This window comes from Allorhizobium borbori, assembly GCF_014196535.1.
Taxonomy (GTDB): Bacteria; Pseudomonadota; Alphaproteobacteria; order Rhizobiales; family Rhizobiaceae; genus Ectorhizobium; species Ectorhizobium borbori.
In genome coordinates, this window is sequence record NZ_JACIDU010000006.1 from 143,686 (window position 1) to 168,883 (window position 25,198).

A 25,198-nucleotide genomic window follows, 5' to 3' on the forward strand; every position below is an offset into this window, starting at 1 on the left:
CCATGACCGATCCCGATTTCGTTTCGTCGGTACACAACGTGCCTGCCATCCGGTTCGGCTTTCTGCGTCGCATCCTTGCCAGCGCCGATGCCGAAGCTGAAATGGTGGCGCGGGACCCGGTTCTGATGCGTGCGCTCGCTCGCGAACGCGAGATTGGTCATTCCATCGTTTCGGTCAGCCGCCAGCTTGCAGTCGTTGTCATCGCATGCCTGCTGCCCTTCATGAATTTCGGCCTCGACATGCTGTATTACGATGCTCTGCTGCTTCTGTTCTGGGGCAGTGGTGTGCTTCAGACGCGATTTCGCAGCATCGGCAGGACCTGGGTCAGCGTTGGGTTGATCCTGTTCGACATCGTGCTGATAACGGTCATTGCCCTGGTACCAAACCCGTTCGAAGCGGAGATGATGCCGGCCGCGCTTGGTTACCGCTGGAATGTCTTCAACCATTTCTTCCTTCTTCTGGCTTTTGCCGTTCTTTGCTACTCATGGCGCACGGTGTGGTCGCTCGGATTGGCCGTGTCTGCCATCTGGTTGGTAGCAACAGCGCTCGTTGCGATTTTCGGTCATGAAATTCCCATGCTGACGGCTGCCGCAAAAGAGACGGCGCGTTTGGTTGGCCGTGCCGATCTACAGGCCTTTCTGGATCTGAACGGCGTTCAATGGAGCCAGCGCTTCCAGGAAATCGTCATCTTCATCATCGTGGCAGCGGCGTTGACGCTGAAAGGGTGGCGTTCCAACCAGCTTCTGTTCCACCAGGCGAGGGCTGCCGCCGAGCGGTCCAATCTGTCGCGCTATTTCTCGCCCACCATCGTGCAACGGCTGGCCAGTCAGCCGGAAGCGCTGACACAGCCGGCCTCGCACGAGATTGCGGTCCTGTTTGCCGATCTCGTCGGCTTTACCGAGCTGACGGAACGTATGCCGGAGGGCGAGGTTCTGGCGCTATTGCGCCGGTACTATGCCGCAATCGAGTGCGTGGTTTTCGAGCATGGCGGCACGCTGGACAAATTTCTCGGCGATGGGGTGATGGCCACCTTCGGTACGCCCTTGCCCGGACAGGTGGACGCCGCCAACGCCATTCGCGCCGCCCGCGCCATCGTGACGGCCATCGATGAAATGGGCGAGGGGCTGCATGTCGTGGTTGGCGCCCATTTCGGCCGCGCCATCGTGGGCAATGTTGGTCCGGACCGCAGGCTGGAATTTGCGGTTCTGGGCGATACCGTCAACGTGGCCAGCCGGCTGGAGACTGTGACGCGCGATCTGTCGGCCCGGATCGTCCTGTCCGACACGTTGGTCGACAAGGCGCTGGCGCAGGGCTTGCCGCAGGACGCGCTTGCCGGCTTCGTTCCCTTTCCGGGCCTCATGCTGCGCGGGCGGCATGCAAGTGTCGATGTCTGGTGCCTGCGCTCCTGATGCCCATTCTGGCCTGCTGTCCGCCCCCTTGTTTCCGTGAAAGTGTGAGCCGTTCATAACGCAACAACCCGCCAGTGCATTGCCCGTCGGTTCCGGAGGGACAGCAAATCCATGTGGAATGATCGGCAAATCGTGATGGATCGGCGGCATTTTTCCATGTTGCTTATGGCCGGTCTTGGCCTGCCCGGCACGCGAGTTCGCTCGGTGTTCGACCTCATTGGCGTGCGCGGCACCGACAAGATCGATCTCTCGGCCCTCGACGCCAATACATCGACCGCAGGAACCAACGACACGTTTCGCCTCGTGCCGGTCTTCGACGCCGACCTGACGGTCGCCTGACCGGCAATGTCGCCCTGACGGCGTCCGACTTCCTGCTCCGAGCGCGTCGCACTCTCCGCATCCCCGATCCCCGCCCGGTTCCGTCGGGCGGGGATTTCGGTCGTTGCCCGCGCGTGCTAGGGTTTCACGATGTTTTTCAGGCGGGTCCGAAGCCGGTCCTGATTCGGTTCGGGCATTCTCTACCGGAAATTATGTCCTTGATTTCAAAGCGCTCCGATATCGAAACCCTGCCGCTTCAGACGCTTCTGCGCCCGGTATCGGATGCGACGGCGGCGCTGGCGCGACTGGACGAGCGCCTCGCCGGCTCGACCGTGCGGGAGGGCTGGATCGAGCGTACCCATTATCTCGACGCCTGCGCCTCGCTGTGGGTGGATGGCGAACTCGTGCATATCGAGGATCTCGTGCTGCATGATGCCGGCGCCGACATCCGCACGCCCACCCATGAGCTGACGATTGCCCGCGACGTGCTTCGCACGCGCCGGCGGATCGTCGCACAACCCGCCGGCTGGGCGCTGGGCGCGGAGGGGTTGCGCAGCCTGCGGGGCGAAGGACGCGCGGAGGAAAGTGCGCCTGCCGCCGATGAGCACCTAACCCTGCCGTCCCGCCCTTCGCCCGCAGGCGGGCAAATCGAGGAAAGTGAAGACGAGGTCCCCGATCCGCTGGCGGCGGAACTGGCGGCCATCGATGCCGTTCTGGCCCGCAGCGAGGCGGCGCTGGCGGATGCGAAAAGGCCGGCGCGCGGCGCGGCGCGCGCGAAGAACACGCTGGTCTATGATGCCGATTGGGACGAGGACGAGCGCCTCGACGCATGGCGGGCCGTTATGACAGAGACGGCACAACTGCCGCCAGTGCTGCGGGCAGTGCTTCTGCTCGATGCCTGGGACAGGCGTCCGGTGTTGCAGCATGCAGCGTGGCTCGGGCGTCTTCTGGCGGCGTCCTGCCTGCGGGATGCCGGGCTGACGACAGCGAGCCACCTCGCCACCGTCAATCTCGGCCTGAAGGCCGTCCGCATCGAGCGGCGCACGCACAGGGACCGGGAAGCCCGCCTGCTGGCCCGTCTGGAAGGCATCGTTCTGGCCACCGAAGCCGGGTTCAAGGAGCATGACAGGCTTCTTCTTGCCCGGCAGACGATGGAGCGCCGGCTGGCGGGTCGGCGGCAGACCTCGAAGCTGCCGGAGCTGGTGGAATTCGTGCTGTCGCGCCCGCTGGTTTCGGCGGGCATGGTGGCCAAGGCCCTGGAAATAACGCCGAGGGCCGCGCTCGCCCTCGTGCAGGAACTGAACCTCAGGGAACTGACCGGCCGGGGCCGGTTCCGCGCCTGGGGCATCGTCTGATCGATGGGCATCGGGAGGCTCCGCCTGTTCCCTTTGGAACAGAAGGGTGCCGCGGAAACGGCAATGACAATATCGTGAACGTCGCGGAGGACGGTAATGACATTCGCCCTGCCGCCGGATTTGCTTCCGTCGTCGGCGAGCCGGGCGACGTGAACGGCGATGGCCGCGCCGATTTCGAGATTGCCGCCACCACCTCGACCGCCCTGGTCTCGGGCGATTTCACTCTCTGAATGATGCGTGCCGGTTCACGCGAACCCATCGCGGGCCGCAGCGCCAGTCAGGCCTGGGGGGCCGTGTCTGTTAGCACCATGACGGAAAGGCCGGGTTTACTATTGGGCGCTAATATAAGCGCGATTGCAGACGGCACGCGGGTTGCGCGTATTGTCTTCTCCCATCTCGAGCAGGTGCCGCAATGACAGAGGCTTTCGACTCCGATATCTTTAATCTCGCTCCCATCGCCATGTGGATCGAGGATTTCAGTGGGGTTCAGGCGCTGTTCGAAACGTGGCGTGCGCAGGGTGTCACCGACATTCGGGCCTTCCTGCGGGAAGACCTGTCGCGGGTGGCGGCCTCTTCGCAGCGTATCCGCGTGCTCGACGTCAACCGCAAGACGCTGGCCCTGTTCGAGGCCGACGATGCCGATCATCTGCGGGCGAACCTGGCGACGGTTTTCCGCGACGACATGCTGGAAACCCATATCAACGAACTGGCGGCGCTGTTCGATGGCGCACAGTCCTTCTCCAGCACCACGGTCAACTACACGCTTTCGGGGCGGCGGCTCGACATCCAGCTTCGCGGCAGTGTCCTGCCGGGGCACGAGGCGACGCTGGGCAAGGTGCTGCTGACCACCGAAGACATTACCGAGCGGGAAGATGCGCGCCGCGCGGAAGCGCACCAGCGGCTTTACGCCGAAGGCATTTTCGAGCATTCGCCGGTGTCGTTGTGGGTCGAGGATTTCAGCCGCATCAAGATCCTGATCGAAAGCGTCCGCGCTTCCGGTATCAGCGATTTCAGGACATTCATGGATGTCCATCCGGAATTCGTGCGCCAGTGCATGAGCGAAATCCGTGTCATCGACGTGAACAAGGCCACGCTTGAACTGTTCTGCGCGCCGGACCGCATGGAGCTTCTGCACCGGCTGGGCGAAATCTTCCGCGACGCCATGGAAAAGCCGTTCCGCGAACAGCTCATGGAACTGTGGAACGGCAATCTGTTCCATCACCGCGAGGTCATCAACTACGCGCTGGACGGGTCCGAGCGGCATATCCTGCTGCATTTCTCGGTTTTCCCCGGGCATGAGAATGACTGGTCGCGGGTGCAGATCGCGCTGACCGATATCACCGCCCGCAAGAAGGCCGAGGCCTATCTCGAATATCTCGGCAAGCACGATGTGCTGACCAAGCTCTATAACCGTGCCTTCTATGCCGAGGAAATCAACCGGATGGAGCGCAAGTCTCTGCGGCCGGTATCAGCAATCATCATCGATATCAACGGGTTGAAGGAAGCCAATGATCAGCTTGGCCACGATGCCGGCGATGCGCTGCTGCGCCGGTTCGGCGAAATCCTGAACGGGGCGGTTCTGAAACCCAACCACGCCGCTCGCATCGGCGGCGATGAATTCGCGGTGCTGATGCCGGGTGCCGACGCGAAGGCGGCAAGCGCCATGATCGAGACGATCAATGCGCTTTTGACCATCAACAACCAGTTCTATTCCAGCGCCCAGCTCAGCATGTCCTGTGGTGCTGCCACGAGCGAGCCGGGCGAAAGCATGGAATCGGTCGTCAAACGTGCCGACCAGATGATGTATGAGCAGAAGCGCGCCTATTATGAAAAGAAGAACGCGGCGGAGGTGAGCGCCACGCTCCTAGCGCGCACCACCGGCGGCAAGAACGGCAAGCGCTGACGGCCTGACGCGTCGCCGGCTCTTCAGAGTTCCGGCGTACGCAGTGGTGGCCGGCGATAGCGCCCGGTGGCTTCGAAGGCCGTTGCGAGCATGAGCAGGGCAGCATCGTCGTAGGCGCGGCCGGCAAAGGTCAGGCCGGCGGGCATGTGAATATCCGCCATCATGCCCATGGGCAATGTCACCGTCGGGATGCCGAGATGGCGGATGGCGAGATTGCCATTGGCGACCCATGTGCCGTTACGCCAGGCCATATCCGCCGAAGCCGGGTTCACGTCCGCATCCGCCGGGCCGATATCGGCCACCGCCGGGAAGATCACCGCATCAAGGCCAAGCCCGTCCATCCACGCTTCCAGATCGCGCTTGCGCGTTTCCTCCAGCCCCCGGAAGCCCGCTTCCAGATGCGGAATATCGAGGAAGGAACCAACGGGATGGGCGCGGGCATGGGCGGGATAATCGGCGATATCGTCGCCGAACCCAGTGTAACGGTCGGGCAGGCTGCCCGGCGGTGCGGGAAAGATCATCCGGCCATCGACATCGGCCAGACGCGGGAGCGCCGGGTCGCCGTTGGCGGCCAGAAAATCATCCCATGACCAGACCGAGAGATCGACGATTTCGCGCCGGAGATAATCCGGACTGACGAGGCCGCGCGTGCCGATCTTCGGGGCACCGGGCCGGTCGCCCTCATAATTCGAGACCACCGGGAAATCGGTCACGATAATCTCGGCCCCGGCGGCGCGCATCGCTTCGCAGGCGACCTCCATCAGTGTGATGATCGAGGCGCGTGTCTCGATCGCCCGGCCTGTCGGGCCACCGATACCCGGCTCCCTCGCCGTGCCCGCGAGCGGATCGGCATTAATATACATGGCCGGCAGGCCGAGCCGCTTGCCCTTCAGCGAGGCATTTGCCGTGAGCGCCGGATAGGAGAGGGGGCGGATGTCGGAAGCTTTCGGGATCGTCACCCAGGGCTGGCTGCGCCAGAGATCGCCGCGCGTCTCGGGATCGTCGGCCACGATCACGTCCAGGAGTTCCAGAAGGTCGCCCATGGAGCGGGTGTGCGGCACGACCACATCCATGGTCGGCACCAGCGGCCAGTTGCCGCGCACCGAAATCACGCCGCGGCTCGGTGTGTAGGCGCACAGCCCGTTATTGGCGGCGGGCGCGCGCCCGCTCGACCAGGTCTCTTCGCCCAGCCCGAGGGCGGCGAAGCTTGCCGCCGTCGCGGTGCCCGAGCCGTTCGAGGAGCCGGAGGCAAAGGCGGCGGTGAGGTAATCGGCATTATAGGGTGATTCCGCCCGGCCGTAGAGCCCGCGCTGCATGCCGCCATTGGCCATGGGTGGCATGTTGGTGAGGCCGATCAGCACCGCGCCCGCCGCGCGCAGGCGGGCGATGGCAAAGGCATCCTCAGTAGCGACGAGACCGGCAAAGGCGGGCGAACCTGCGGCGACCGTCAGGCCGCGCACCTTGTAGCTATCCTTGGCGGTGTAGGGGATGCCGTCCAGCGGGCCCAGCGTTTCGCCCTTCGCACGACGTTTGTCGGCGGCGCGCGCCTCGTCCAGTGCGCCCGGGTTCATGACGATCACCGAATTCAGCCGGATGCCGTCGTGATCGTAACGGGCAATCCGCTCGAGATAGCCTGACACCAGCGCCTCCGCCGTGGTGCGGCCTTCCTCGAGCGCCCGGCGCAGATCGGCAATGGAGGTTTCGACCAGCGGAAAGGCGGCATGGGGCTCGTGCGGCATCGTCATACCCGGTTCGTGCATGGGGATGAGTGTTTATAGCGGCTCGTTCCGCCACCTCCAAGACGGGGCTTTCATGCAAAAGACCTGTTGCCATCGCCAAGTTGTGCTAGAGAGCCCCTCGCTTTCAACATACGGACCCTTTCATGGACGTTGCATTCTACGCCGATTACATCGCCGGGCTGAGGTCCGTTTTCGCCGAACTCGACCAGCATCCCGAGCGCTTCCAGACCTTCAGCCTGCATGTCGATCTTCTGGCGGCGGGCAATCTGGTCGTCTACGAAACCAAAAGGGCCAAGGGCCAGACGGACAGTGTTTATTTCGGCCGTCCGGCCAGCACAGGAACCAGCCAGAAGATGACGCAAGCCGCGGCGTTTTCGGCCATCGACCGCTTCTTCGGCCTTGGCCAGTTCGTTGCGCTCAAGGCGGAAGCGGATGTGGATGCACCCTCGGTGAAGGACGAGTATCCGCATTGCGCCGTGAACTTCACCTATCGCAAGAAGGGTGAGCCGCAGTTCCGCTCCACGCTGATGATCTTCATCGGCTTCAACGACGATGCCGATGCGCTTGCCTTTGCCGAAAGCGAAAATCACCGGCTGGTGCAGGCGGGCGAGCGGCCCTTCAGCGGTCAGAAGCTGTTCGAGTGGCGATAACGACACGCATGAAAACAAGGACGCAAGGCGATGGACGCGAATCCGGAAGATCGCGACGCGTTTTGAGGGCCGGCGTCAGGCCGTCTTCGCCAGACAGAGCGCGGGCTCTTCCGCATCCGGCGCGTCCATCTGCTGCAGGCGCTTGACGATCCAGTCCACGAAGACGCGCACCTTGTTGGAAATGTGCCGCGTGCCGGGATAGACGATGTAGAGCGGGATCGTCTCGCATTCCCAGTCCTCCAGAACGGGCACGAGGTCACCTGCCGCCAGCGCATCGCGCACGAAGAAGGAGGTGGACTGGATCACGCCGATGCCGGACAGGCCGGCACTGACATAGGTCCGGTGATCGTTGACCGAAATGATGTAGCGCGGATCGATTTCGTGGACCTCATCGCCGCGCTTGAAATCCATCTGCCACACCCGCCCCGATGGCGCGTTGAGATAGCCGACGCAATAATGCGTCGTTGCCAGATCCCTTGGATGGTCCGGCATGCCGTGAAACGAGAGATAGAGCGGCGAGGCATAGCAACGCAGCTTCAGTTCACCCACCTTGCGCGTCACCAGCGATTGATCGGTGGGGGTGCCGCCGCGCAGCGCGCAATCGACATTTTCCGCCATGTAGTCCACCAGCCGGTCGCCGATGCCGATATCGAGCTGGATCTGGGGATAGCGGCTGTGAAAATCGCAGATGCCCGGCAGCACGATCCTGTCGGCAAAGGCGCTGGACATCTCCACCCTCAGCCGTCCGGTCGGCTGGGCCTGCGCATGGGAAAGGCTGCCATCCAGCTCATCCAGTTCGGCGAGGATCTGGGTGGCCCGCTCGTAATAGAGCGCGCCGTCCGTCGTCACCACCACGCGGCGGGTGGTGCGGTTCAAAAGCCGGGTGCTCAGGTGCGCCTCCAGCGATTGCACCAGATTGGTCACCGTGGTTTTCGGCATGTTCAGCGCCTGAGCCGCGCGGGTGAAATTGCCAAGTTCCACGACGCGGACGAATACCCGCATTGCCGAAAGCTGGTCCATGCCTGCTGCTCCTGGGATATGGCGCTATTGTCCGCGAATTCGGAATAGTGTTGCCCGTGAAAGCCATCTTCTCACTTTGAAGAAGGATAATAATATGAAGGGCAACGAAACGGCAAGCCGGTTCGGCAAGGAGCAGGCTTCGATGGCAGCGCAGTGGCAGGAGATGCGGTTCGGCGCGACCACCGCCCGCGTCCGTATCTTTGATGGCGGTGCGCGTACGAGTACGATGCCGGTGGTGCTTTACCTCGCCGGCGGCGCCTTCCAGCAGGCCGAACAGCGGCAGGGCGACCTGCCGGTTGCCCGCCGTCTGGCCGAACGCGGCGCCTTCGTGATGGAGGCGGATTATGCCGGGTCGGCGACCAACGTCTTTCCGGAGGCGATGGAACGGATGTTCGATGTCCTGGCCGGCCTCAACGGCTGCCGCAAGAAGTTCGGCGGTGCGCGCTCGCCGCTTCTGATTGCCGGTGAGGAAGCCGGCGGCAACATTGCGGCGGGTGTAGCGCTGAAAGCGCGCGACCAGATGCCGGGCGAATTGTCCGGTCAGGTTCTGCTCTCGCCGATGATCGATCCGATGATGGTCTCCGGCTCCATTCGCCGGGCTGACGAGATCGGGATGATGGGCCGCTGGTCCGACGGGTGGAGCCGTTATCTGCGGGCTGCCTGCGGCCTGTTCCACCCCTATGCCGCGCCTTGCCGCTGCACGCGGCTTTCGCAGGTGGCGCCGGCGCTGATCATGACGGCGGATGACGATCCGCTGCGTGACGAGACGCTTGGTTATGCCGACCGGCTTCTGGCCGCCGGCACGCCGGTTACCCGGCATGTTCTGCCGGCCGGCTCCGGTTGGGCCGGGCTTTACAGCCATGACGAGGGCCCGTGGCTCGATACGGTCGCGGATGCGTTTTCCGCCTTCGTCCATGAATTGAAACACTGAAACCCACGGCTCCGTTTCCCGCCGGCGCCCAAGGAGAAAACCATGACCGCCAGACATAATCGCTGGGCCCTGTGGGGTGCCGGTACGGGCCTTGCTTTGTCCGCAATCGCCGCGATCGCCCATTTCGACCTGCCGTCTTCCGCCCATGCCGAAACGGCGCAGGCCGCCGTTCCGCCCGCCATGCCCGTCACCGTTTCGACGCTGCGGGCACAGAACATCACCACCTGGCAGGAGTTTTCCGGCCGGCTGGAAGCCGTTGACCGCGTAACCATCCGTTCGCGGGTGGCCGGTGAAATCCGCGCCGTTCATTTCCGCGAGGGCGGTCTGGTGAAGGCGGGCGATCTGCTCGTCTCCATCGATCCCGCCCCCTTCGAGGCGGCGGTGGCGCAAGCCGAAGCACAGGTGACGGCGGCGCGTGCGCGGCTTGATCTGACCGAACTGGAACTTGAGCGCGGCAAGGCGCTTTCGGCAAGCCGCACCATTTCGCAGAGCGAGTTCGCGCAGCGTGAAAGCGCAAAGGCGCAGGCGCTCGCCTCTCTCGGCTCGGCGGAAGCGGCGTTGCGGCTTGCGAAGCTCGATCTTGGTTACAGCGAAATCCGCGCGCCGATTGCAGGCCGGGTTGGCAAGTTCGAAATCACCCCCGGCAATCTCGTCTCCGCTGGTGCTGCCTCGCCGGTGCTGACGACGCTCGTTTCCGTCGACCGGGTCTATGCAAGCTTCAATGTTTCAGAGGAGCTCGTCGGACGTCTGCTTGCCAATCTTCCGATGGTTGACGGTACGGCGGTGATCGACCGGGTGCCGGTGGAAATCACCGCGCTTGGCGATGGGCAAGCCCCGGTGCGTGGCCACCTGCAACTGGTGGACAACGAGGTGGATGCCTCAAGCGGCACGATCCGCCTGCGCGCAGAATTCAGCAACGCCGACGGGCGGCTCATTCCCGGCCAGTTCGTGCGCATTCGTCTGGGCCAACCGCAGGCCGAGGACCGCCTGACGATCAGCGAACGCGCCATCGGAACCGATCAGGACAAGAAATTCGTCATGGTCGTCGGTGCCGATAACGTTGCCGCCTATCGCCAGATCGAACTCGGACCGAAGGTCGATGGCAAGCGCATCGTCGAAAAAGGCCTGAACCCCGGCGAGCGCATCGTCGTCAGCGGCTTGCAACGCATCCGCCCCGGCGCGCAGGTCGCGCCCACCGATGACGGCGAAGTCGCCAGCCAGTAACGGCCTGCCGGCGGGGGAAACCTCGCCGGCCCCTTTTCATCACTGCCGGTCATCACGTCGTTTCGCGCCGGGCGCGGGCGGCGAAGACCCGATTTGTCCGTCGTGCCCGGAGGGCCACCCATGAATATCTCCCGCTTCTTCATCGACAGGCCCGTCTTTGCGGCGGTTCTTTCCATCCTCATCGTGGTGGCTGGCCTTGTTGGCCTGCGCGCCCTGCCGATCTCGGAATATCCGGATGTGGTGCCGCCCTCCATCGTCGTGCGTGCCTCCTATCCCGGCGCCAACCCCTCGGTGATCGCGCAGACGGTGGCGACGCCGCTCGAGGAACAGATCAACGGCGTCGAAGGCATGCTCTACATGTCCAGCCAGGCGACCTCCGACGGAGTGCTGACACTGACAGTGACGTTCAAGCTCGGCACCGATCCCGACAAGGCGCAGCAGCTCGTGCAGAACCGCGTTTCGCAGGCCGAGCCGCGCCTGCCGGCGGAAGTCCGGGCGCTCGGGCTGACCACCATCAAGAGTTCTCCCGACCTGATGATGGTCGTGCATCTGGTGTCCGAGGGCGGGCGCTACGACCTGACCTATCTGCGCAACTATGCGACGCTGAACATCAAGGATCGCCTGGCCCGCATCGAGGGCGTCGGTCAGGTGCAGGTGTTCGGCGCGGGCGACTATTCCATGCGCGTGTGGATCGATCCGCAGAAGGCGGCAGGCCACGGGCTGGCCGCCAGTGACATTACCAACGCCATCCGCCAGCAGAACGTTCAGGCCGCCGCCGGCATCATCGGCGCTTCGCCGTCGCTGCCGGGCGTCGATCTCCAGCTCAACGTCAATGCGCAGGGCCGTCTGGAAACGCCGGAAGAGTTCGGCGAGATCATCGTCAAGACCGGCGCCGATGGTGCGATCACGCGGCTGAAGGATGTCGCCCGCATCGAACTGGGGGCCGCCGATTATACGCTGCGTTCGCTGCTCGACGGCGATCCGGCGGTTGCCATCCCCGTGTTCCAGGCACCGGGCTCCAACGCCATCGCCATTTCGGATGCGGTGCAGGCCACCATGGCCGATCTGCAACTGGCGATGCCGGAAGGCGTACGCTTCGACATCGTCTACGACACCACCAATTTCGTGCGTGCCTCCATCGACAAGGTGGTCGACACGCTGCTTGAAGCCATCGCGCTGGTGGTGCTGGTGGTCATTCTCTTCCTGCAGACGTGGCGAGCCTCGATCATTCCGCTGATCGCCGTTCCGGTCTCTGTCATCGGCACTTTTGCCGTCATGTATGCCTTCGGCTTTTCCATCAACGCGCTGACGCTGTTCGGCCTCGTGCTGGCCATCGGTATCGTGGTGGATGACGCCATCGTGGTGGTCGAGAATGTGGAGCGCAACATCGAGAACGGGCTTTCGCCGCGCGAGGCGACCTACCGCGCCATGCGGGAAGTGTCCGGCCCCATCGTGGCGATTGCCCTTGTGCTCGTCGCGGTTTTCGTGCCGCTGGCCTTCATCACCGGCCTTTCGGGTCAGTTCTACCGGCAGTTCGCCCTGACCATCGCCATTTCGACGGTGATTTCCGCACTGAATTCGCTGACGCTTTCGCCGGCGCTGGCGGCCCTTCTGCTGAAGGACCACCACGCGCCGAAGGATTGGCTGACGCGGGGCATGGACAAGGTGCTGGGCGGCTTCTTCCGGCTGTTCAACCGTGGTTTCGGCGCGGCCTCGAACGGTTATGGCAAGGGCGTGGGCGGCCTCGTTTCGCGCAAGAGCATCGTCATGGTGGTCTATCTTGCGCTGGTCGGCGCCACCTATGCGGCGTTCACCGTCGTGCCGGGCGGCTTCGTGCCGGCGCAGGACAAGCAGTATCTGATCGGCTTCGCGCAATTGCCGGATGGCGCCACGCTGGACCGCACGGAAGAGGTGATCAAGCGCATGAGCGAGATCACCCTGCAACAGCCGGGCGTCAAGCACGCGCTGGCCTTTCCGGGGCTTTCCATCAACGGCTTCACCATCGGTTCCAATGCCGGCATCGTCTTTGCGGTTCTCGATGACTTTGAAGATCGCAAGACGCCGGAGCTTTCCGGCGGGGCGATTGCCATGCAGTTGAACCAGAAATATGCGGTGATCCAGGATGCGTTCATCGCCATGTTCCCGCCGCCGCCGGTCAACGGTCTGGGCTCCACGGGCGGTTTCAAGCTGCAGATCGAGGATCGCGCCGGTCTGGGCGGTGCGGTGCTGGACGAAACCACCAAGGCGTTCATCGCCAAGGCTTACCAGACGCCGGAACTCGCCGGCATCTTCTCCTCCTACCAGATCAACGTGCCGCAACTTTACGCCGATCTCGACCGCGCCCGCGCCCAGCAGCTTGGCGTGGCGGTGACGGATGTGTTCGAAACGCTGCAGATCTATCTCGGCTCGCTCTATGTGAACGACTTCAACGCCTTCGGGCGAACCTACAGCGTGCGCGCGCAGGCCGATGCGGCCTTCCGCGGCAAGCCGGAGGATATCGGCGAACTCAAGGTGCGCTCGCAAAGCGGCGAGATGATCCCGCTTTCGGCGCTCATCAAGGTGGATGCGACGACCGGGCCGGAGCGGACGACGCGCTATAACGGCTTCCTTGCCGCCGATATCAACGGCGCACCGGCACCGGGCTTTTCTTCCGGGCAGGCGCAGGCCGCCATCGAACGCATCGCGGCGGACACGCTGCCCGCCGGCATCGACTTCGAATGGACGGACCTGACCTATCAGCAGATCATCGCCGGGGATTCCAGCCTCGTCGTCTTCCCGCTGGCGCTGCTTCTCGTCTTCCTCGTGCTTGCCGCGCAATATGAAAGCCTGGCCTTGCCGGTGGCGATCATCCTGATCGTGCCCATGGGCGTGCTGGCGGCGCTGACGGGCGTGTGGCTGACGGGCGGTGACAACAACATCTTCACGCAGATCGGCCTTGTCGTTCTCGTGGGGCTCTCGGCGAAGAATGCCATCCTGATCGTGGAATTTGCCCGCGAACTGGAATTTGCGGGGCGCACGCCGGTTCAGGCGGCCATCGAGGCAAGCCGCCTTCGCCTGCGGCCCATCCTCATGACCTCCATGGCCTTCATCATGGGCGTCGTGCCGCTCATCGTCTCGACCGGGGCAGGCGCGGAAATGCGTGCGGCCATGGGCGTCGCGGTGTTCTCCGGCATGATCGGCGTTACCTTCTTCGGCATCTTCATGACGCCGGTCTTCTATGTGCTGGTCAGGCGCATTGCGGGCAACCGGCCGCTGGTACACCACGACCATCCGCAACCGGCTGCGACGCCGGTGGCGGCGGAATAAACAGCGATCCCCGCCGGGCATGCCCCGGCGGGGATTTTCGTTCAGGCGGCGGTGTCTTCGCCTTCCATCAGCCGCAGGCTGCGGCGCAGGCTTTGCGGTGGCTGCCCGAAAAAGCGCAGGAAGGCCCGGCGCATGCGGTCGCGATCGGTAAAGCCGGTGTCGCGGGCAACGATATCGAGGGAATGTCGCCCTTCCTCCATCATCGCCTTGGCGGCCTCCAGCCGCAGCCGCTCCACCGCCTTGGCGGGGGACTGACCGGTTTCCTCGCGAAAGATGCGGCTGAACTGGCGCGGGCTGAGGCTTGCCGCATTCGCCAGTTCCTCGACGCTCAAGGGGTTGCGCAGGTTCTCCCGCGCGTGAACGAGGGCGCGGCGCACGCGGTCGGAGCGCGGTTCGAGTTCAAGGAGGGCCGAAAACTGCGATTGCCCGCCCGGACGGCGGTGATAGACCACCAGCTTGCGGGCCACGGATCGCGCCAGTTCCGCGCCGTGATCATCCTCGATCAGGGCCAGCGTCAGATCAATGGCCGCACTCATGCCGGCAGAGGTCCAGATGGACCCGTCCTGCACGAAGATGCGATCCTCATCCATCTTGACCAGCGGAAAGCGCTGCTGAAGCGCGTGCGCATGCGCCCAGTGGGTGGTGGCGGTCCGACCATCGAGCAGGCCGGCCTCGGCCAGCAGGAAAGCGCCGGTGCAGACACCCGCCACCCGGCGCGATTGCCGCCCCGCTTCGGCGATATAGGCGCGCAAGCCCGGTGCAATGGCGCGCGGCACCAATTCGCCCACCACCATCAGCGTATCGGGGAAATCGCCGAGCGGTTCGGTTTCGACACGCATGCCAAGCGAGGTGCGGACCGTGCCGCCCGCTTCCGACATGACGGTGAGACGGTAGGCCACCCGGCCAAGCGTCTCGTTCGCCAGTTCGAAGGCCGAAAGAGCGGCCATGCCCATGACCTGGAACCCGTCTTCGAGAATGAAACCGACCGAATGCATGGTCTTGCTCCGTCGTGTCCTTATTTGACGTTTATATGTCATTTAAGACAAAACTGTCCAGCGCTACCTTGTCCCCATCGAAACGCCACCGGGCATCAGAAAAGGACAGGGCAATGACCGTTCACAAGGGAACCGTACTCATCACCGGCGCATCTTCCGGCATCGGCGCGATCTACGCGGATCGCTTCGCGGCACGGGGGCACGATCTCATTCTGGTAGCTCGCAATGCCGGCCGTCTGGCCGATGTGGCGGCGGCATTGACGAAGCGCCAAGGGGTCAAGGTGCGTACGGTCGCTGCCGATCTTGCCGACCGGGCCGGTCTGGAGGTGGTCGAGACCCTGCTGGCGACGGACGAGACGATCACGCATCTCGTCAACAATGCCGGCTTTGGCAGTGCGGCACTGCTTGAGGAGGCCAAAATCGAGGACATGCAGGCCATGGTGGCGATCAACGTGATCGCGCCGATGCGTCTGGCCTACGCGGCGGTGCCGAAGTTCAAGGCGCGGGCGCGCGGCGTGATCATCAATATTTCTTCCATCGTCGCGATCGGGCCGGAACTGCTGAACGGCGTTTATGGTGGCACCAAATCCTTCGTGCTGGCCTTCAGCCAGTCGCTGCGCAAGGAACTGGCCGATACCGGTGTTTCCGTGCAGGTCGTGCTGCCGGGCGCCACGGGCACCGAGTTCTGGGATATTGCCGGCCTGCCGGCCAGCAACCTGCCGAGCGAATGGGTCATGTCGGCGGAGGATCTGGTCGATGCCGCCCTCGTCGGTCTCGACCGGGGGGAGTTCGCCACCGTTCCCTCGCTGCTGGACGCATCCGAATGGGAGGCCTGGGAAGCGGCCCGCGCGGCGATGCTGCCGCACCTGTCGAGCGCGGTTCCCGCCGAACGCTACCGCCCAGCCTGATCCGTTCAGGCTTCTTCCGCTACTATCCCCGGCGCACTGTCGTCGGGGAGCTTGTCGCGCGGATCGATGTCGCGCGGCTTGCCGTAAAGGCCAATATTGGCATCACCCCAATCTTTCAGGGCGAGAAGAATGGGCTCCATGCTGCGCCCCAGCGGCGAGAGGCGGTATTCCACCTTCGGCGGCACCTGCGCATAGACCTTGCGCTCGATAAGCCCATCCTCTTCCAGTTCGCGCAACTGGTTGGTCAGCATCCGCGGCGTCACGTTCACTAAATGCCGGCGAATGGCGTTGAACCGCAGGGTGCCCGACAGCAGGTGAAACAGGATGACCGACTTCCACTTGCCATCGATAAGGCCGATGGCAGCCTCCACCGCACAGCCGGGTGAGCAATCGAAACGAGAATGGCGGGCCTTGGCCATGACAGTATCCATTTTGGTACTATGTGTAGAATTTGTGCATATTGCAGTAAAACGAATATAGGCCCAACTTTGGTGACAGGCAATCAGTTGCAAGGAGCAAAGCCATGAAAGCCATTGCATACAGGGAAGCGGGTCCGCTCGAAGCCGCGGATTCGCTCGTCGATATCAAGCTTGACCGCCCCACACCGGAAGGGCGCGATCTTCTGGTCGCGGTATCGGCGATTTCCGTCAATCCCGTCGATACCAAGATCCGCCGTAACGTTTCGCCTGAAACCGGCCAGTGGAAGGTTCTGGGCTGGGACGCGGTCGGCAGAGTGGTCGAGACAGGCCCCGATGTTGCGGATTTCAAGGTGGGGGATGAGGTGTTTTATGCCGGCTCGCTCATTCGCCCCGGCGCCAACAGTGAATTTCATCTGGTCGATGAGCGGATCGTCGGCAGGAAGCCCGCGTCGCTGAGCGATGCGGAAGCCGCCGCACTGCCGCTGACAGCGATTACCGCCTATGAAATGCTGTTCCACCGGCTCGATGTGCTGAAGCCGGTGCCGGGTGCGGCGCGGGCCATTGTCATCATCGGCGGGGCGGGCGGTGTCGGCTCCATCGCCATACAGCTTTTACGCGCCCTGACAGATCTGACGGTAATCGCCACGGCCTCGCGACCGCAGACGCAGGACTGGGTGCGGAGCCTCGGCGCGCATCACGTGATCGATCACACCCGGCCGATTGCCGCGCAGGTGGCCGCCCTCGGGATCGGGGCGCCCGCCTTCGTGTTTTCCACGACAGAGACGCATCGCCACTTCCAGGAGATTATCGACCTGATTGCGCCGCAGGGTCGCTTCGGTCTGATCGATGATCCGGAAAGTCTCGATGCGATGGGCTTCAAGCGCAAGTCGGTGTCGCTCCACTGGGAGTTCATGTTCACCCGTTCGCTGTTCCAGACCGCTGACATGGGCGAACAGGGCAAGCTGCTCAACCAGGTTGCCGACATGATCGACGCGGGCAGGCTCCGCAGCACGATGACCGAGACGCTTTCACCGATCAACGCCGCCAACCTGAAGGCCGCCCACGCCATTCTCGAAAGCGGCAAGGCGCGCGGCAAGGTGGTGCTGACCGGCTTCTGACCCATGGGTCCAAGCCGGTTGAGTGCTGGCGAAGACAGGCAGAAAACAAGGCTTTTTTCGCGGATGGATTGACCGCGCCGCCATGCTCGGACTAGAGCATTTGCGTGTGTTTTTTGCGTTGCGGCAAAATGGCCGGAACGGGCGGCGCGGTTGAGGGTCCCTATGATTTTGAAGCAATTCCTGAATGCCAAGCGCGAACGGGGTTTTGATCCCGATCTGCTTGAACTCGTCCAGACGATCGCCGATGCGACGATCAAGATTTCCAGGCAGCTTCGCGTTGCCGTTCTGCACGGGCACGTCGGCGCCACCGAGGAGACCAACGTTCAGGGCGAAGTGCAGAAGCCGCTGGACGTGATCGCCGACAACGTTTTCGTGGCAGCCTGTCAGACCTCCGCCGCCGTGTCGTTCGCGGTGTCGGAAGAGCAGGATAACGAGATCCCGGTTTCCGCCACCGGTAAATATGCGGTCATCTTCGACCCGCTCGACGGCTCCTCGAACCTCGACGTGAACGTCACCGTGGGTTCAATCGTTTCGGTCATTCCGGCCAAGGCTGCCAGCGAGCTGCTGCAACCGGGCCGCAATCAGGTCTTCGCGGCCTATGCCGCCTATGGCCCGTCCACCAGCCTCGTGCTGACCTTTGGTGACGATGTCGATTTCTTCTCGCTGAACGCCGATGAGGAATACGAACTGGCCGATGCCGACGTGAAGATCCCGAGCGGCAATGCCGAGTTCTCGATCAACACCTCGCGCCAGAACCTCTGGGACAAGCCGGTGCAGGATTACATCGCCGCAAGCCTTGCCGGCGAAGGGGTCTATGCCAAGCGTTACAACATGCGCTGGGTCGGTTCGATGGTGGCGGATATTCACCGCATCATGCATCGCGGCGGCATTTTCCTTTATCCGAACGATGCCGAAATCGCCAAGAAGGGCGGTCGCCTGCGCCTGCTTTACGAAGCCAACCCGATGGGGTTCCTCGTGGAAGCCGCCGGCGGCGGCGCCTCCACGGGTCTGGTGCGCATTCTCGACATCCAGCCGAAGGAACTGCACCAGCGCGTGCCGGTCATCCTCGGTGCGCTCGATGAAGTCGAGGCCGTCGAACGTCGCTACGCCGAAGCCAAGGCCTGATCTTTCAGCTATTCTCCGGCTCGAATGTTCATTCAGCCGCCGTTCCCTGAACCGGGGCGGCGGCTGAATTGTGTCTGGCAGGATGTCAGGCGAGCAGCGCCCGCATGGTCTGGCGGAAGCGGGTCTCGATGCGCGTGCGGTCCCGGTGGCGGCCGCCTTCCACCTGCTTGACGCCGTTGACCCAAACGCAATCGGGCTTTGGGTGGCCGGCAAAAATCAGGTGATCGAGAAGGGTATCTTCCGCCAGCCAATCATGGGCGGAAAGATCAAGGGACACGAGATCGGCGGGCGCTCCTGCGGCAAGCCCCGCATCGCCCTGAAGCGCCCGGTTGCCGCCGGCAAGCGCGCCGTCGAAAAGCGCCCGGCCCGTGGAGCCGTTGACCGGCGCGATGACATTGCGGGCGCGCCGCGCCAGACGCTGCGAATATTCAAGCTGGCGCAATTCGTCGCCAAGGCCGATCTGCACATTGGAATCCGAACCGACGCCGAAGGCGCCGCCGGCGGCGAGGAAATCGGTGCCGGGAAAGATGCCGTCGCCGAGATTGGCTTCCGTGACAGGGCAAAGGCCGGCCACTGCGCCGCTTTTCGCCATGGCGATGGTCTCGCTGTCGGTCATGTGGGTGGCGTGGATGAAGCACCAGCGCGCATCCACCGGAGCATTCGCCAGAAGGTAATCCACCGGTCGCAGACCGGCAAAGGCGATGCAATCCTCCACTTCCTTCATCTGCTCGGCGATATGGATATGCACCGGCCCGCCCTTCGCAAGCGGCAGGATTTCCGCGATTTCCTCAAGCGTTGCCGCGCGCAGCGAATGGGGCGCAATGCCGATGCGGCTTTCCGGCAAGGGGCCGATCGCCTTTGCCGCGCTCTCCATCAGCCGCGCGAAACGCCCGGTGGAGTTGATGAAGCGTCGCTGGCCTTCGCCCGGCGCCTGGCCGCCGAACCCGGAATGGGCGTAGAATACCGGCAGCAGCGTCAGCGCAATGCCGGTTTCGGATGCGGCGGCGGCAATGCGCCCGGCCGTTTCCGCGATGTCGGCATAGGGGTCGCCGTTCTTGTCGTGGTGCAGGTAGTGGAACTCACCGACGCGGCCGAAACCGGCCTCCAGCATTTCCACGTAAAGCTGGGCGGCCACCGCCTCGATCTGATCCGGCGTCATCGACAGCGCGAAGCGGTACATCAGCGTGCGCCAGCTCCAGAAACTGTCATCGCCCGCGCCGCGCTGCTCGGTCAGGCCGGCCATGGCGCGCTGAAAGGCGTGGCTGTGGAGGTTGGGCATGGCGGGCAGAAACGCATCGTGGCGCTCGTCGCCGGGGGCGGGGGAAACGCCGGCTTCCACGCGCGCGATGCGTCCGCCTTCCAATGTCAGTCTAACATCGGCCTTCCAGCCCGTTGAGGTCAGTGCCGTTCTGGCGTGAAGCGTTTTCATCCCTTCATTCCCCGATTTTTTCATCTTGTCAGCCTTTTCATTATGTATATACATATTAAGACCAAAGGAAAGGCAAAAGACAATGAGCGGGAACAATTCCTTGGCCACCTTCGAGGATAAAGCTGATGGTTTGTGGCGCAATGCGCGCCTTGCGGATATGGCTGAAAATGCCGGTGTCACCGAACATGGCGCAGTGGCCGTCGTGGATGGCCGCATTGCCTATGCGGGGCCTGAAAGCGCGGTTCCGGAAAGCCTGACAGCGCTGCCAGCCATCGATTGCGGCGGGCGCCTTCTCACGCCCTCGCTTGTCGATTGCCACACCCACCTCGTTTTCGGCGGCGACCGCGCCATGGAATTCGAAATGCGGTTGAACGGCGCAAGCTATGAGGAGATCGCACGCGCCGGCGGTGGTATCGTTTCCACTGTTTCGGCCACGCGGGCGCTATCCGTCGATGAACTGGTGGCCGTGAGCCTGCCGCGTCTCGATACGCTGCTTGCCGAAGGCGTTTCGACCGTAGAGATCAAGTCCGGCTACGGACTGACCGTCGAGGCGGAACTGAACATGCTGCGCGCCGCGCGCCGCCTTGGCGAAATCCGCCCGGTGCGTGTCGTCACAAGCTGGCTGGCGGCCCATGCCGCGCCCGCCGAATACAAGGGCCGCAATCGCGATTACATCCGCGATGTCGTGCTTCCGGGGCTGGAACTGGCCCATGCGGAGCGTTTGGTGGATGCCGTGGACGGCTTTTGCGAAGGCATTGCCTTTTCGGTGGAAGAGATGCGGATCGTCTTCGACAGGGCGAAGGAACTCGGCCTGCCGGTGAAGCTTCACGCCGAGCAGCTTTCCAATCTGGGCGGCGCGAAAATGGCGGCCTCCTACGGCGCGCTGTCCTGCGAGCATCTGGAATATCTCGACGCCGAGGGGGCGGATGCCCTGGCGAAGGCCGGAACGGTGGCCGTTCTGCTGCCCGGCGCTTTCTATACGCTGAGGGAAAAGCAGGCGCCGCCCGTGGCGCTTCTGAGGGCTGCCGGTGCGCGCATGGCGCTTTCGACGGACTGCAACCCCGGCACGTCGCCGTTGACCTCGCTGCTTCTGACGCTGAACATGGGCGCGACGCTGTTCGGCCTCACCGTCGAGGAATGCCTCGCCGGTGCAACCCGTGAGGCAGCGCGCGCGCTCGGTCTTCTTGAGGAAACCGGCACGCTCGAAGCCGGAAAATCCGCCGATTTCACCCTCTGGAACGCCACACGCCCTGCCGAACTCGTCTACCGCATCGGTTTCAACCCACTGCATGCCCGCGTCTTCAAGGGCAGGAAGGTTTCGCAATGACCGTGCTTCTCACCCCCGGCCAGGTGCCGCTGGCAACGCTCGCCGCCATCTACTGGAACAACGGCACCGCCCGGCTCGATCCCGCCTTCGATGCGGTGATCGAGAAGGCTGCCCGGCGCATCGCTGAAATCGCCGCCGGCAATGCCCCGGTCTATGGCATCAATACCGGTTTTGGAAAGCTTGCCTCGATCAAGATCGACGCGGCGGATGTGGCCACACTTCAGCGCAACCTCATCCTCTCCCATTGCTGCGGCATGGGTGAACCGCTGCCGGAAAATGTCGTTCGGCTCATTCTGGCGTTGAAGCTGATTTCGCTCGGGCGCGGCGCGTCCGGCGTTCGGGTGGAACTGGTGCGGCTCATCGAGGCAATGCTGGAAAAGGGCGTCATTCCCGTCATTCCCGAAAAGGGCTCGGTCGGCGCTTCCGGCGATCTCGCGCCGCTGGCCCACATGGCGGCGGTGATGATGGGCGAAGGCGAGGCCTTCTATGCCGGCGAGCGGCTTTCGGGTCGCGCGGCGCTTGAGAGGGCCGGCCTTGCCCCGGTGGTTCTCGCCGCCAAGGAAGGGCTCGCGCTCATCAACGGCACGCAGACATCCACCGCGCTGGCGCTCGCCGGTCTCTTCCGCGCCCACCGCGCGCTGCAGGCGGCGCTGATTACGGGCGCATTGTCCACGGATGCCGCCATGGGTTCGTCCGCCCCGTTCCATCCGGATATTCACACGCTGCGCGGTCATCAGGGCCAGATCGATACGGCGATGGCCCTGCGCACCTTGCTCGAAGGTTCGGAAATCCGCGTCAGCCATATCGAGGGCGATGAGCGCGTGCAGGACCCCTATTGCATCCGCTGCCAGCCGCAGGTCGATGGCGCGTGCCTCGACCTCCTGCGCTCGGTTGCCCGCACGCTCGAAATCGAAGCCAATGCGGTGACGGACAATCCGCTGGTGCTTTCCGACAATTCCGTCGTCTCCGGCGGCAATTTCCATGCGGAACCCGTGGCCTTTGCCGCCGACCAGACGGCGCTCGCCATCTGCGAAATCGGCGCGATTGCCCAGCGGCGCGTGGCGCTTCTGGTTGATCCGGCGCTGTCCTATGGCCTGCCGGCCTTCCTGTCGAAAAAGCCCGGGCTCAATTCCGGCCTGATGATTGCCGAAGTCACCTCCGCCGCGCTGATGAGCGAGAACAAGCAGATGGCGCATCCGGCCTCGGTGGATTCGACGCCGACCTCTGCCAATCAGGAGGATCACGTTTCCATGGCCTGCCACGGCGCGCGCCGCCTGCTGCCGATGACGGAGAACCTCTTCGCCATTCTCGGCATCGAGGCGCTGGCCGGGGCGCAAGGGGTGGAACTGCGCGGGCCGCTGAAGACGGGTTCAGAGCTTCTGAAGGCGCTCGCCGCCATCCGCGCCGCTGTGCCGGCGCTGGAGGAAGACCGTTACATGGCCGGTGATCTCAAGGCCGCTGCCGCACTGGTGGCGTCCGGCGTGCTGACGGGTTCCGTTTCGACCGGCGTGCTGCCGGCACTGGAGGGGTAAGATGACCGTTTTCGAAGTCAAGCAGGGCACATCGCCCGTCATTCTCGGTTTTCCGCATACGGGAACCGATGTGCCCGCCGACATCTGGGCGCGGCTGAACGACAATGGCCGCAAGCTGGCCGATACCGACTGGCACATCCACACGCTCTATGACGGGCTCTTGGACGATGCGACGACGGTGCGCGCAACCTTTCACCGTTATGTCATCGATGCCAACCGTGACCCGGCGGGGGCAAGCCTCTATCCCGGCCAGAACACCACCGGCCTGGTGCCCGAAACGGATTTTGACGGCGTGGCGATCTGGAACGCGGGCGAGGAGCCGGGCGAGGCCGATATTGCCGCACGGCTTGCCGCCTTCCACGCGCCCTATCACGCCGCACTTGCCGCCGAGATCGCGCGGGTAAAGGCAATCCACGGCTTCGCGGTGCTTTATGATTGCCACTCGATCCGCTCGCACATTCCCTTCCTGTTCGAAGGCAAGCTGCCGGATTTCAACATCGGCACAGACATGGGCAAGACCTGCGCGGCGGAGATCGAACGCATCGCCGTCGATGTAACGACGAAGGCCGAGGGCTACACGTCCATTCTCAACGGCCGCTTCAAGGGCGGCTGGACGACGCGCCATTACGGCAAGCCGGAAACCCGCGTTCACGCCATCCAGATGGAACTGGCGCAATCCACCCATTTGCAGAGCGAAGACCTGCCCTTTGCCTATGACGCGGCAAAGGCCGAACAGCTTCGCGTGCCGCTCAAAGCCATTCTCACGCAAATCGAAGCCTTCGCGCTTTCCAAGAACACGTAAGGGGAAATGACCATGTCCGATCCGCGCCACAATGAACGCGAAATCCACGCCCCGACGGGCACCGAACTCAACGCCAAGAGCTGGCTGACCGAAGCGCCGCTTCGGATGCTGATGAACAACCTCGACCCGGATGTGGCCGAGCGTCCGCACGAACTCGTGGTCTATGGCGGCATTGGCCGCGCCGCCCGCACCTGGGCGGATTTTGACCGCATCGTCGCGACGCTGAAGGATCTGAACGAGGACGAGACGCTGCTGGTGCAGTCCGGCAAGCCGGTCGGCGTATTCCGCACCCACAAGGATGCGCCGCGCGTGCTGATCGCCAATTCCAACCTCGTGCCGCACTGGGCGACGTGGGACCATTTCAACGAACTCGACAAGAAGGGTCTGGCGATGTACGGCCAGATGACCGCGGGTTCGTGGATCTATATCGGCGCGCAGGGCATCGTGCAGGGCACCTACGAAACCTTCGTGGAAGCCGGCCGCCAGCATTACAACGGCAACCTCAAGGGCAAGTGGATCCTGACCGGTGGCCTCGGCGGCATGGGTGGCGCCCAGCCGCTCGCCGCTGTCATGGCCGGTGCCTGCTGCCTTGCGGTCGAGTGCGATGAAACCCGCGCTGATTTCCGCATCCGCACCCGCTATGTCGATGAAAAGACCCACAGCCTCGATGAAGCGCTGGCGAAGATTGCCGAATGGACGAAGGCAGGCGAAGCGAAGTCCATCGCGCTCATTGCCAATGCCGCCGACATATTCCCGGAACTGGTGAAGCGCGGCGTGCGCCCGGATATCGTCACCGACCAGACCTCGGCGCATGATCCGGTCCACGGCTATCTGCCGCAGGGCTGGAGCGTTGCCGAGTGGCGCGAGAAGCAGGAAAGCGACCCGAAGGCCGTTGAAAAGGCCGCCCGCGCCTCCATGAAGGTCCATGTTCAGGCCATGGTCGATTTCTGGAATGCCGGCGTTCCGACACTGGATTACGGCAACAACATCCGCCAGATGGCGCTGGAAGAGGGGCTGGAAAATGCCTTTGCCTTCCCCGGCTTCGTGCCGGCCTATATCCGCCCGCTGTTTTGCCGTGGCGTTGGCCCGTTCCGCTGGGCGGCGCTGTCCGGCGATCCGGAAGACATCTACAAGACCGACGCCAAGGTCAAGGAACTGCTGCCCGACAACACCCACCTGCACAACTGGCTGGACATGGCGAAGGAGCGCATTTCCTTCCAGGGCCTGCCGGCACGCATCTGCTGGGTCGGTCTTGGCGATCGCCATCGCCTTGGCCTTGCCTTCAACGAAATGGTGAAGAACGGCGAGCTGAAGGCACCGATCGTCATTGGCCGTGATCATCTCGACTCGGGTTCCGTCGCTTCGCCGAACCGCGAGACGGAAGCGATGAAGGACGGATCGGACGCCGTGTCCGACTGGCCGCTGCTCAATGCGCTGCTTAACACGGCGTCGGGCGCCACCTGGGTTTCGCTGCACCATGGCGGCGGCGTCGGCATGGGCTTCTCGCAGCATTCCGGCATGGTCATCTGCTGCGATGGCACGGATGATGCGGCACGGCGCATCGAGCGCGTGCTGTGGAACGACCCGGCGACTGGCGTCATGCGCCATGCCGATGCGGGCTACGACATCGCGCTGGATCATGCGAAGAAGATGGGCCTGCGCCTGCCCGGCATTCTCGGGAACTGAGC

Annotated in this window: 21 protein-coding genes; 16 read left to right on the forward strand and 5 right to left on the reverse strand. The window is 63.7% G+C overall.

The window, feature by feature from the left end; genetic code table 11:
* Positions 1–2: 2 nt before the first annotated feature.
* From GGQ66_RS09195 to GGQ66_RS09215, 5 genes are all read left to right on the forward strand, one after another.
* Positions 3–1,409, forward strand: coding sequence for an adenylate/guanylate cyclase domain-containing protein (locus GGQ66_RS09195; RefSeq protein ID WP_183791688.1), 1,407 nt, complete (start codon positions 3–5; stop codon positions 1,407–1,409).
* Positions 1,410–1,565: 156 nt separating this feature from the next.
* Complete coding sequence (locus tag GGQ66_RS09200; protein ID WP_183791690.1) at positions 1,566–1,748, forward strand: hypothetical protein; 183 nt, start codon at positions 1,566–1,568, stop codon at positions 1,746–1,748.
* Positions 1,749–1,939: 191 nt separating this feature from the next.
* Positions 1,940–3,082, forward strand: coding sequence for an RHE_PE00001 family protein (locus tag GGQ66_RS09205; protein ID WP_183791692.1), 1,143 nt, complete (start codon positions 1,940–1,942; stop codon positions 3,080–3,082).
* Positions 3,083–3,156: 74 nt separating this feature from the next.
* A complete protein-coding gene (locus GGQ66_RS09210) occupies positions 3,157–3,312 on the forward strand; it encodes a hypothetical protein (RefSeq protein WP_183791694.1) in 156 nt (51 codons plus the stop codon).
* Between the two features lie 182 nt (positions 3,313–3,494).
* On the forward strand, positions 3,495–4,985 hold the full coding sequence (locus GGQ66_RS09215) for a sensor domain-containing diguanylate cyclase (protein ID WP_183791696.1): 1,491 nt from the start codon (positions 3,495–3,497) through the stop codon (positions 4,983–4,985).
* 23 nt (positions 4,986–5,008) lie between these two features.
* Here GGQ66_RS09215 and GGQ66_RS09220 read toward each other — a convergent pair whose 3' ends face one another.
* Positions 5,009–6,730: an amidase gene (locus GGQ66_RS09220; protein ID WP_237358850.1), complete on the reverse strand. Its 1,722-nt coding sequence runs from the start codon at positions 6,728–6,730 to the stop codon at positions 5,009–5,011.
* A gap of 137 nt (positions 6,731–6,867) precedes the next feature.
* Here GGQ66_RS09220 and GGQ66_RS09225 point away from each other — a divergent pair, with 137 nt between their 5' ends.
* Positions 6,868–7,374, forward strand: coding sequence for a hypothetical protein (locus GGQ66_RS09225; protein ID WP_183791698.1), 507 nt, complete (start codon positions 6,868–6,870; stop codon positions 7,372–7,374).
* A gap of 75 nt (positions 7,375–7,449) precedes the next feature.
* Here the strand turns inward: GGQ66_RS09225 and GGQ66_RS09230 are convergent, their stop codons facing one another.
* The gene (locus GGQ66_RS09230; RefSeq protein WP_183791700.1) at positions 7,450–8,394 is read right to left on the reverse strand and encodes a LysR family transcriptional regulator; all 945 of its coding nucleotides are present in this window, start codon (positions 8,392–8,394) and stop codon (positions 7,450–7,452) included.
* A 142-nt stretch (positions 8,395–8,536) separates the two neighbouring features.
* Between GGQ66_RS09230 and GGQ66_RS09235 the strand changes: the two genes are divergently transcribed.
* The 3 genes from GGQ66_RS09235 (at position 8,537) to GGQ66_RS09245 (ending at position 13,855) form a co-directional block, all read left to right on the forward strand.
* On the forward strand, positions 8,537–9,325 hold the full coding sequence (locus tag GGQ66_RS09235) for an alpha/beta hydrolase fold domain-containing protein (protein WP_183791888.1): 789 nt from the start codon (positions 8,537–8,539) through the stop codon (positions 9,323–9,325).
* Positions 9,326–9,367: 42 nt separating this feature from the next.
* A complete protein-coding gene (locus GGQ66_RS09240) occupies positions 9,368–10,549 on the forward strand; it encodes an efflux RND transporter periplasmic adaptor subunit (protein ID WP_183791702.1) in 1,182 nt (393 codons plus the stop codon).
* A gap of 120 nt (positions 10,550–10,669) precedes the next feature.
* The gene (locus GGQ66_RS09245) at positions 10,670–13,855 is read left to right on the forward strand and encodes an efflux RND transporter permease subunit (protein ID WP_183791704.1); all 3,186 of its coding nucleotides are present in this window, start codon (positions 10,670–10,672) and stop codon (positions 13,853–13,855) included.
* 41 nt (positions 13,856–13,896) lie between these two features.
* Here GGQ66_RS09245 and GGQ66_RS09250 read toward each other — a convergent pair whose 3' ends face one another.
* A complete protein-coding gene (locus GGQ66_RS09250) occupies positions 13,897–14,850 on the reverse strand; it encodes a GlxA family transcriptional regulator (protein WP_183791706.1) in 954 nt (317 codons plus the stop codon).
* A 113-nt stretch (positions 14,851–14,963) separates the two neighbouring features.
* Between GGQ66_RS09250 and GGQ66_RS09255 the strand changes: the two genes are divergently transcribed.
* The gene (locus tag GGQ66_RS09255; RefSeq protein WP_183791708.1) at positions 14,964–15,758 is read left to right on the forward strand and encodes an SDR family NAD(P)-dependent oxidoreductase; all 795 of its coding nucleotides are present in this window, start codon (positions 14,964–14,966) and stop codon (positions 15,756–15,758) included.
* Positions 15,759–15,763: 5 nt separating this feature from the next.
* On the opposite strand, the gene GGQ66_RS09260 is transcribed toward GGQ66_RS09255, so the two are convergent.
* Positions 15,764–16,177, reverse strand: a complete 414-nt coding sequence (locus tag GGQ66_RS09260) for a winged helix-turn-helix transcriptional regulator (protein ID WP_183791710.1) — start codon at positions 16,175–16,177, stop codon at positions 15,764–15,766.
* Positions 16,178–16,281: 104 nt separating this feature from the next.
* Here GGQ66_RS09260 and GGQ66_RS09265 point away from each other — a divergent pair, with 104 nt between their 5' ends.
* Both GGQ66_RS09265 and GGQ66_RS09270 read left to right on the forward strand, forming a co-directional pair.
* Complete coding sequence (locus GGQ66_RS09265) at positions 16,282–17,295, forward strand: zinc-binding alcohol dehydrogenase family protein (RefSeq protein ID WP_183791712.1); 1,014 nt, start codon at positions 16,282–16,284, stop codon at positions 17,293–17,295.
* A 162-nt stretch (positions 17,296–17,457) separates the two neighbouring features.
* Entirely contained in the window at positions 17,458–18,420 is a 963-nt protein-coding gene (locus GGQ66_RS09270) for a class 1 fructose-bisphosphatase (protein WP_183791714.1), read from the forward strand.
* Positions 18,421–18,505: 85 nt separating this feature from the next.
* Here GGQ66_RS09270 and GGQ66_RS09275 read toward each other — a convergent pair whose 3' ends face one another.
* Positions 18,506–19,849, reverse strand: coding sequence for a formimidoylglutamate deiminase (locus tag GGQ66_RS09275; RefSeq protein WP_183791716.1), 1,344 nt, complete (start codon positions 19,847–19,849; stop codon positions 18,506–18,508).
* An 82-nt stretch (positions 19,850–19,931) separates the two neighbouring features.
* Between GGQ66_RS09275 and hutI the strand changes: the two genes are divergently transcribed.
* From hutI to hutU, 4 genes are read left to right on the forward strand one after another with little or no spacing between them, the layout of a single operon-like run.
* On the forward strand, positions 19,932–21,176 hold the full coding sequence (hutI, locus tag GGQ66_RS09280) for an imidazolonepropionase (RefSeq protein ID WP_183791718.1): 1,245 nt from the start codon (positions 19,932–19,934) through the stop codon (positions 21,174–21,176).
* Positions 21,173–22,708 carry a histidine ammonia-lyase gene (gene hutH / locus GGQ66_RS09285; protein WP_183791720.1) on the forward strand — a complete coding sequence of 512 codons (1,536 nt, stop codon included), beginning with the start codon at positions 21,173–21,175 and terminating at the stop codon, positions 22,706–22,708. Before hutI ends, hutH begins: the two co-directional genes overlap by 4 nt.
* Before the next feature lies 1 nt (position 22,709).
* Positions 22,710–23,510, forward strand: coding sequence for an N-formylglutamate deformylase (hutG, locus tag GGQ66_RS09290; RefSeq protein WP_183791723.1), 801 nt, complete (start codon positions 22,710–22,712; stop codon positions 23,508–23,510).
* Positions 23,511–23,522: 12 nt separating this feature from the next.
* Positions 23,523–25,196, forward strand: a complete 1,674-nt coding sequence (gene hutU / locus GGQ66_RS09295; RefSeq protein ID WP_183791725.1) for a urocanate hydratase — start codon at positions 23,523–23,525, stop codon at positions 25,194–25,196.
* The last annotated feature ends 2 nt before the right edge of the window (positions 25,197–25,198 follow it).